Origin of the sequence: Lapillicoccus sp. (assembly GCF_025353065.1) — a bacterium.
Classification (GTDB): domain Bacteria; phylum Actinomycetota; class Actinomycetes; order Actinomycetales; family Dermatophilaceae; genus Lapillicoccus.
On the sequence record NZ_JANXRJ010000077.1, the window covers coordinates 1 to 8,355 of the forward strand.

Consider the following 8,355-nt stretch of genomic DNA (forward strand, 5'->3'; position numbering starts at 1 on the left):
CTGCACGGCGACTGCCTCACCGTGACGGGCAAGACCGTCGCGGAGAACCTCGCCTCCGTCCGCACCCCCGACCCTGACGGCCACGTCATCCGGGCGATGGAGAACCCCATCCACAAGACCGGGGGCATCACGATCCTCACCGGCTCCCTCGCTCCCGAGGGTGCCGTCGTCAAGTCGGCCGGCTTCGACTCCGACGTCTTCACGGGCACCGCCCGGGTCTTCGACGGAGAGCGCGCCGCGATGGACTACGTCGAGGAGGGCAAGCTGCTGGCCGGCGACGTCGTCGTCATCCGCTACGAGGGGCCCAAGGGTGGTCCGGGAATGCGCGAGATGCTCGCCGTCACAGGAGCGATCAAGGGCGCCGGGCTCGGCAAGGACGTGCTGCTGCTCACCGACGGCCGCTTCTCCGGCGGCACGACCGGGCTCTGCGTCGGGCACGTCGCCCCCGAGGCCGTCGACGCGGGTCCCATCGCGTTCGTCCGCGACGGCGACCAGATCACCCTCGACGTCGCGCACGGCACCCTCGACGTCGACGTCACCCCCGAGGAGCTGGCCGAGCGGGCCAAGGGCTTCGCCCCGCCGCCGCCGAAGTATCCGCGCGGCGTGCTCGCGAAGTACCGCAAGCTCGTGGGCAGCGCCAGCCAGGGCGCCGTCTGCGGGTAGGGCCGACCCGCCGGGGTCTCGAGACAAAGGATCGGGTGGAGATGACCACGTCAGGGCGTGGTCATCTCCACCCGATGACTGCAGGGGTCCCAGAGTTGCTGGCGCTCGCTCACAGCGGTGACGCGGCCGGGCCTCCCCGGCCGGTCGTGCGGGGCGCATCGTAGCCGCCCTCCGGCGGTATCATCTCGGCGCGGACGCCGAGCAGGCGCACGGGTCGGGCGTCGTCCAGACCTTCGAAAAGGGCCCCGGCGGTCGCGGCGATGACATCGACGTCGAAGGTCGGCTCGACCAGCTTGCGCATCCGCGTCACGGTGAAGAACGGCGCGAAGCGCACCTTCAGCCCGACGCGCTGGCAGGCCCGAGCCTCGGCGGTGATGTCCGCGACAACCTGACCGGCAAGGTCGCGCAGCGCCGCTGAGATCTCCTCCGGCGTCACGAGATTGGCCTGGTAGGTCGTCTCGCGACCGTGGGCCCGGGCGATCCACGGGGTGTCGTCGACGGTCGCGCTCGACAGGCCGCGCCCGAGGTTGCGGAAGTGGGGACCCATCCGGGGCCCGAACTCCGTGACGAGAGAGACCTCCTCGGCCTTCGCGAGGTCGAGCACCGTGTGGACACCGAGCGCATCGAGACGGGCGGCGATCCGGTTGCCGATGCCCCAGATCGCCGTCGTCGGTCGGTGACCCATGACCTCGACCCAGGTGTCGCGGGTCAGCCGGTAGGTGCCCTGGGGCTTCCCGAAGTCGGTCGCGATCTTGGCGCGAACCTTGGTGTCGCCGATGCCGACGGAGCAGTGCAGCCCCGTCGCCCCGAGGACGTCGCGCTGGATCTGCTCCGCGTAGGCCTGCGGGTCGTCGGTGTCTATCCCGACGAAGGCCTCGTCCCACCCGAGCACCTGGACGACCGCTCCGGGCTGCCGCTTGAGGGTCGCCATCACCTCGGCCGACACCTCTTCGTAGACCGGCCGGTCGACGGGCAGGAAGACCGCGGCGGGACACTTGCGCAGGGCGAGCTTGAGCGGCATACCGGAGCGGATGCCGTAGGCCCTTGCCTCGTAGGAGGCCGTCGAGACGACAGCGCGCTCAGTGGGGTCGCCGTTGCCACCGACGACGATCGGTCGCCCAGCGAGCTCGGGGTGGCGGAGCACCTCGACCGCAGCGAGGAACTGGTCGAGGTCGACGTGCAGCACCCACTGTGCGGTCGCCGCCATGGGCCCATCCTGCCGTGCGCAGCGGCTTCACAGGGCGATGCCGCGATGGAGCCACGTCGAGGTCACGACCATGCCGACGCGTTCGTAGAGGCCGAGGGCGCCCGTGCGCGAGTCCGTCGACAGCTCCGACCGGGTGGCGCCCCGAGCGCGCCCCCGGGCGAAGCCGTCGACGAGCAGCGCACGGGCTAGCCCGAGTCCGCGCTGGTCCGCGCGCACTGCGAGCTCGCTGACGTAGGCGCAGTCGCCGCTGATCACCAGCAGGCACACGGCTACCGGTGTCCCGTGGGGGTCGGTCGCGAGACGCATCAGCCCCGGCTCGAAACCCGGCCGCAGCACCGTCGACGCCGCCCAGTCGTCGAACACGGTCGGCTTGCGGTCGGGCCACTCGCCGAAGGCGTCCTCGACCACCCGGTATGCCGCGTGCTCGTCCCCCGCACCCAGGTCCCGGAGGGCGTACCCCACCGGCAGAGGCTGCGGCTCGATGACTGTCCCGTCCGGGAGTCCCATGACCCAGGACGTCCAGCGCACGGCATACCCCAGCGCGGCCAGCAGCCGGTCGCCCTCGGACCCCTGGGGCACCGACATCCCGACGAGGGTGCCGCCTTCCCGCCGGGCCTCCTGCCGGACCCACCACGCGAGCCACGTCCCGATGCCCCGGCCGCGGTGCTCCGGCAGGACGTGCGCCTCGGCGCGGTAGCCGGCATACACCTCGGCGTAGGCGACGAGCCGCCCGTCGCACTCGACGCCGACGGCCTGCTCGGGCAGGTGGAAGCTCGGCCGCTGCCAGTCGCTGACGATGTCCTCGTAGTCGACCTCGCTCTCGCCGATGTCGTGGACCTCGGAGGCGGCGACGATCTCGTAGACGAGACGCGCGTCGTCAGGGATCAGCCCGCGCGCCGTGCAGCCGGCGGGGAGCCCGAGCGCTGAGTCGTTCATGGAGCGCATCATCCTGACCGAGACCGCCTGCTGTCACCGGGTTTTCGCCGTCTTCGGCGTCCTCGGTCGGCGGGACCGGCTCAGCCGATGTGCAGCCCGCGGGTGAAGACGACGGCCTTGATCGCCACGAGGACGACGAAAGCCACGATGCCGGCGGTCGGCAGCCCGAGGGCCAACGGCTGCTTCTCCACCCGCACCTTCTGCCAGAAGATCATCGCCATCGGCGCGAAGACGCCGAGCGAGACGGAGCCGAGCAGGATCGCGAAGGCGGTCGAGCCGTCGGCCCCGGGGGTCACCGCCAGGTAGGCCGCGTCGACGGCCACCGAGACCGCTGACCCGATGAGCCACGCCCAGACACAGAAGGCCCGGATCTCGTAGAGGTCGCGGGTCCATCGGACGGCGTCCTCGGCGAACCGGCGAGCAAGGAGGATGAGCCCGGCCACCCCGATCGCGGCGCTGGCCCACCCGACCCACCCGGGGGCCTTCAACGCCTCGAGCGCCGCGCCGGTGTCGCCGGCGGTGATGATCGGCGCGATGATGAAGTAGCCGACGCCCTCCTCGGCGCTGATGAACGCGAACCAGACCCAGAGCAGCGGGCCGAAGCCTCCGCGGAGCGCGGGGCGGAACCTCATGGCGAGCAGTCCGGTGACGAGGCTGAAGAACGGCCCGGTGAGGGCGGTGATGACGTGGGCGCTCGTCGTCTGCTCAGGGCTGAAGTCCACGGCGCCGGTGAACTGGGTGGCGTGGTAGCCGAGGAGCAGGCCGGCGACGGAGTGCGATGACTCGTGGAGCAGGATCACGATCGACTGAGCCAGGACGTAGGCCACCGCCGAGTTCCACAGCGTGGTGCGCACCTGTTGTCGCGACGCCACGTGCCGGTAGACGTCAAGTTCCGCCCGAGCTGACATACGCGAACATTAGTAACGCTTCCTGTGAGCTTCACGGAATTCGACAAATCGCCTCACCGACGTCGGGGCATACCAATGGGTGACATCACGCTCTCGGATGCTGAGACGCACCGGTCGGTGGATTGACTAAACGCCCGTGGGGGAGCACGTTTGTCCTATGGCTCGAATTCTCGTAGTTCCCGAGCGCGTCTGAGCGGCTGGCCAAGAGCCCCCCGCAGGCGCGTTTCCCTTCTGTCCCGCCGTGGACCGGAGGGTTTTTTTGTGGCTTCGGACCGAACACCCAGCAGGACCAACGAAAGTGTGGAGATCGTGAGCGACAGTGTGGTGCCGGTGAAACCGTCACCGGCGGACATCGCCCAACATGCCCAGCATGCCCCGAGCCCTCAGGGCTCCAGGCCGCGCCCGACCCCGGCACCGGGGCCGATCCCGACGCCCGAGCAGGTCACCGGCGCCCAGGCGCTCGTCAAGTCGCTCGAGGCGCTCGGCGTCACCACCGTCTTCGGCATCCCCGGCGGCGCGATCCTCCCCGCCTACGACCCGCTGATGGACTCCACGCTGGTCCGCCACATCCTCGTGCGCCACGAGCAGGGCGCGGGCCACGCCGCCGAGGGGTATGCCGCGGCCACCGGCCGTGTCGGCGTCTGCATGGCCACCTCCGGCCCGGGCGCGACCAACCTCGTCACTCCGCTGGCCGACGCCTACATGGACTCGGTGCCGATCGTCGCCATCACCGGACAGGTCGCCTCGAGCTCGATCGGGACGGACGCCTTCCAGGAGGCCGACATCCGCGGCATCACGCTGCCGATCACCAAGCACAACTACCTCGTCACCGACCCGTCGCAGATCTCGCGGGCGCTGGCCGAGGCCTTCCACATCGCCCGCAGCGGCCGGCCCGGACCGGTGCTCGTCGACATCAGCAAGGATGCGCTCCAGGGGGCCACCACCTTCTCCTGGCCGCCGACGACCGACCTGCCAGGCTACCGCCCGGTCACCCGGCCGCACAGCAAGCAGATTCGCGAGGCGACCAAGCTCATCGCCGCGTCGAAGCGCCCGGTGTTCTACATCGGCGGTGGCGTCATCCGCGCCGAGGCGAGCGAGCTCCTGCGCACGCTCGTCGACCTCACCCAGATCCCCGTCGTCACCACGCTGATGGCCCGGGGCGCCGTCCCCGACACCCACCCGCTCAACCTGGGTATGCCGGGCATGCACGGCACCGTCGCGGCCGTCACCGCACTGCAGAAGTCCGACCTCCTCATCACCATCGGGGCTCGTTTCGACGACCGGGTCACCGGGCAGCTGTCGACGTTCGCCCCTGGCGCCAAGGTGATCCACGCCGACATCGACCCGGCCGAGATCTCCAAGAACCGCGTCGCAGACGTGCCGATCGTCGGTGACGCCAAGGAGGTCATCGCCGACCTCATCGAGGCGATCACGGGCGACGAGGCGTCGCAGCGGGCCGACTACAGCGCCTGGCGGGCGACGACGAAGGACTGGCAGGAGACCTTCCCGCTCGGCTACACCAAGGACGACGAGGGCCTGTCGCCGCAATACGTCATCGAGCGGATCGGTGTTCTCTCCGGCCCCGAGGCGGTGTATGCCGCGGGCGTCGGCCAGCACCAGATGTGGGCCGCGCAGTTCGTCCGCTACGAGCGCCCGAACGCGTGGCTCAACTCCGGCGGAGCGGGCACGATGGGCTACTCGGTCCCGGCGGCCATGGGCGCCAAGGTCGGCCAGCCCGACCGGGTCGTCTGGGCCATCGACGGCGACGGGTGCTTCCAGATGACCAACCAGGAGCTCGCGACCTGCGTCATCAACGAGATCCCGATCAAGGTCGCGATCATCAACAACTCCAGCCTCGGCATGGTGCGGCAGTGGCAGACGCTGTTCTACAACGAGCGCTACTCCAACACCGACCTCCACACGAGCCACAACCAGCGGCGCGTCCCCGACTTCGTCAAGCTCGCGGACGCCTACGGCTGCGCGGGAATTCGCGTCGAGACCGAAGCGGAGGTCGACGTCGCCATCCAGCAGGCGCTCGCCATCAACGACCGTCCGGTCGTCATCGACTTCGTCGTCAACCGCGACGCGATGGTCTGGCCGATGGTGCCCTCCGGCGTCAGCAACGACAAGATCCGGAACGCCCGGGGCGAGGCCCCGGTCTGGGACCGGGAAGAGTAGAAGGCCACGTCATGTCCAAACACACGCTCTCCGTGCTCGTCGAGAACAAGCCCGGTGTCCTCGCCCGGATCGCCGGCCTGTTCTCACGCCGCGGATTCAACATCGACTCGCTCGCGGTCGGCCCGACCGAGCACTCCGACATCTCGCGGATGACCGTCGTCGTCGACGTCGAGGACCTCCCGCTCGAGCAGGTCACCAAACAGCTCAACAAGCTCGTCGAGGTGCTCAAGGTCGTCGAGCTCGACCCGGTCGCCTCGGTCCAGAGCCAGGTCATCCTGGTCAAGGTCCGGGCCGACGTCACGACCCGCAGCCACATCCTCGAGACCGTCGAGCTCTTCCGGGCGCACGTCGTCGACGTCGCCCACGACTCGCTCACCATCGAGTGCACCGGCAAGGCCGACAAGGTGCAGGCGCTGCTGCTGCTCCTCGAGCCGTTCGGGGTCCGGGAGCTCGTCCAGTCGGGTGTCGTCGGCGTCGGCCGCGGCCCGCGCTCGATCACCGACCGGAGCCTCCGGACGGCCTGAACCACCCAGCGTTCTTCCCCCTGACCCGATCGCCAGCCGGGCGGTCGACACCGCAGCCGCGCACGCGGCATACGGTATGGGGCGCACGAGTCCTGTTATGCACCAAGCAAAGGAGCTTTGCCATCATGGCTGAGATGTTCTATGACGACGATGCCGACCTCGGCGCGATCCAGGGCAAGAAGGTCGCGGTCATCGGCTACGGCAGCCAGGGTCATGCCCACGCCCTCAACCTGCGCGACTCCGGCGTCGACGTGCGCGTCGGCCTCGCCGAGGGCAGCAGCAGCAAGGCCAAGGCCGAGGCCGAGGGGCTGACCGTCCTCAGCGTCGCCGACGCCGTGAAGGAGGCCGACCTCGTCGTCATCCTCACGCCGGACCAGGTCCAGCGCACGGTCTACGCCAATGACATCAAGCCGAACCTCAAGCCGGGCGCCGCGCTGCTCTTCGGACACGGCTTCAACATCCGCTTCGGCTACATCACGCCCGAGGCGACCTCCGACGTCCTCATGGTCGCCCCCAAGGGGCCGGGGCACCTCGTGCGCCGCGAATACGCTGACGGCCGTGGGGTGCCCGTGCTCCTCGCGGTCGAGCAGGACCCGTCCGGCACGGCGTGGGAGCTCGCCAAAGCCTACGCCAAGGCGATCGGCGGGCTGCGGGCCGGCGGCATCGGGACGACCTTCACCGAGGAGACCGAGACCGACCTCTTCGGCGAGCAGGCGGTCCTCTGCGGGGGCACCTCGCAGCTCGTGCAGTACGGCTTCGAGACCCTCATCGAGGCCGGCTACCAGCCCGAGATCGCCTACTTCGAGTGCCTCCACGAGCTCAAGCTCATCGTCGACCTGATGATCGAGGGCGGTATCGCCAAGCAGCGCTGGTCGATCTCCGACACCGCCGAGTTCGGCGACTACGTCTCCGGTCCGCGGGTCATCGACCCGCACGTCAAGGACAACATGAAGATGATCCTCGCCGAGATCAAGGACGGCACCTTCGCCAAGCACTTCATCGACGACCAGGACGCAGGCGGTCCGGAGTTCAAGGCGTTGCGCGAGAAGGGTGCCCAGCACCCCATCGAGGCGACCGGCCGCGAGCTGCGTGGCCTCATGAGCTGGATCAAGGACAACGACAGCGACTACGTGGAGGGCTCGGCCGCCCGCTGACCTCCGACCCCTCGCCAGCCCGTATGCCGGCCGGTCACCCCTCGGGGTGGCCGGCCGGCGGCGTTGCTGTCGCGCAGCGTTCACAGCTGGTCACGTGTTGACTTCTGCGCAGCCGCGTGCCGACCTCAGCTGGCCATCAGCTCGGTCCTGCCGGCCGGGCTGCCGTCGGGTAGCCATCTCGGGAGCAGCGGAGGGGACAGCAGGGCGTCGACCACCATGAACGCCGCACCGCGCAGGCCTGCCTGGTCGCCCAGGGGAGACCGGCTGATCTGAAGGGACCGGGTCGCCAGCGGGAGGGATCGGCTGATGATGGTGTGTCGGATCTCGGCGAGATAGGCGTCGCCGGAGCGTGAGACACCTCCCCCCACGAGAATGAGGGAAGGGTTGAAGAAGTTGACCAGCCGGGCCAAGGTCACACCGACCACTCGGGCGGACTGGGCCAGCAGGTCGATGGCCACCGGATCGCCATGTGTCGCAGCATCGCTCACCGTTTGCGCATCGATCCTCCCGTCCCGATCCAGGGCGGCGGCGAGGAACGCGCTCCGTCCTTCTCGAGCCGCACGTTCCGCGTCACGGGCGATGGCGGCTCCGCCCGCGAGCGCCTCGAGGCACCCGTACTTTCCGCAGCGGCACAGGACCGTGTCCGAGTCGTCGACGGTGACGTGACCGATGTCGCCGGCACATCCCTGTGCCCCGCGGTGCAGGCTACCCCTCGTCACCAGGCCTGCCCCGATCCCCGATCCGACCTTCACATAGATCAGGTCGGCGTGCCCGTGCGCCAGGCC

Annotated in this window: 8 protein-coding genes; 4 read left to right on the top strand and 4 right to left on the bottom strand. The window is 69.7% G+C overall.

Features of this window, described 5'->3' with window-relative positions; translation table 11 throughout:
* The coding region (locus Q0R63_RS06690; RefSeq protein WP_295695566.1) for a dihydroxy-acid dehydratase at positions 1–663 on the top strand (663 nt) is incomplete at its 5' end.
* Between the two features lie 109 nt (positions 664–772).
* On the opposite strand, the gene Q0R63_RS06695 is transcribed toward Q0R63_RS06690, so the two are convergent.
* From Q0R63_RS06695 to Q0R63_RS06705, 3 genes are all read right to left on the bottom strand, one after another.
* Positions 773–1,870, bottom strand: a complete 1,098-nt coding sequence (locus tag Q0R63_RS06695; protein WP_295695568.1) for a DNA polymerase IV — start codon at positions 1,868–1,870, stop codon at positions 773–775.
* 27 nt (positions 1,871–1,897) lie between these two features.
* Entirely contained in the window at positions 1,898–2,806 is a 909-nt protein-coding gene (locus Q0R63_RS06700) for a GNAT family N-acetyltransferase (RefSeq protein ID WP_295695571.1), read from the bottom strand.
* Between the two features lie 80 nt (positions 2,807–2,886).
* On the bottom strand, positions 2,887–3,714 hold the full coding sequence (locus Q0R63_RS06705; protein WP_295695573.1) for a hypothetical protein: 828 nt from the start codon (positions 3,712–3,714) through the stop codon (positions 2,887–2,889).
* A gap of 309 nt (positions 3,715–4,023) precedes the next feature.
* On the opposite strand from Q0R63_RS06705, the gene Q0R63_RS06710 reads away from it, so the two are divergent.
* The 3 genes from Q0R63_RS06710 (at position 4,024) to ilvC (ending at position 7,570) form a co-directional block, all read left to right on the top strand.
* Positions 4,024–5,892: an acetolactate synthase large subunit gene (locus Q0R63_RS06710; protein WP_295695576.1), complete on the top strand. Its 1,869-nt coding sequence runs from the start codon at positions 4,024–4,026 to the stop codon at positions 5,890–5,892.
* Positions 5,893–5,903: 11 nt separating this feature from the next.
* Positions 5,904–6,416 (top strand): acetolactate synthase small subunit, encoded by a 513-nt coding sequence (ilvN, locus tag Q0R63_RS06715; protein ID WP_295695578.1) that lies wholly within the window; start codon positions 5,904–5,906, stop codon positions 6,414–6,416.
* 125 nt (positions 6,417–6,541) lie between these two features.
* On the top strand, positions 6,542–7,570 hold the full coding sequence (ilvC, locus tag Q0R63_RS06720; protein WP_295695579.1) for a ketol-acid reductoisomerase: 1,029 nt from the start codon (positions 6,542–6,544) through the stop codon (positions 7,568–7,570).
* Positions 7,571–7,695: 125 nt separating this feature from the next.
* On the opposite strand, the gene Q0R63_RS06725 is transcribed toward ilvC, so the two are convergent.
* Positions 7,696–8,355: ROK family protein (locus Q0R63_RS06725; protein ID WP_295695582.1), on the bottom strand; the 660-nt coding region annotated here is incomplete at its 5' end.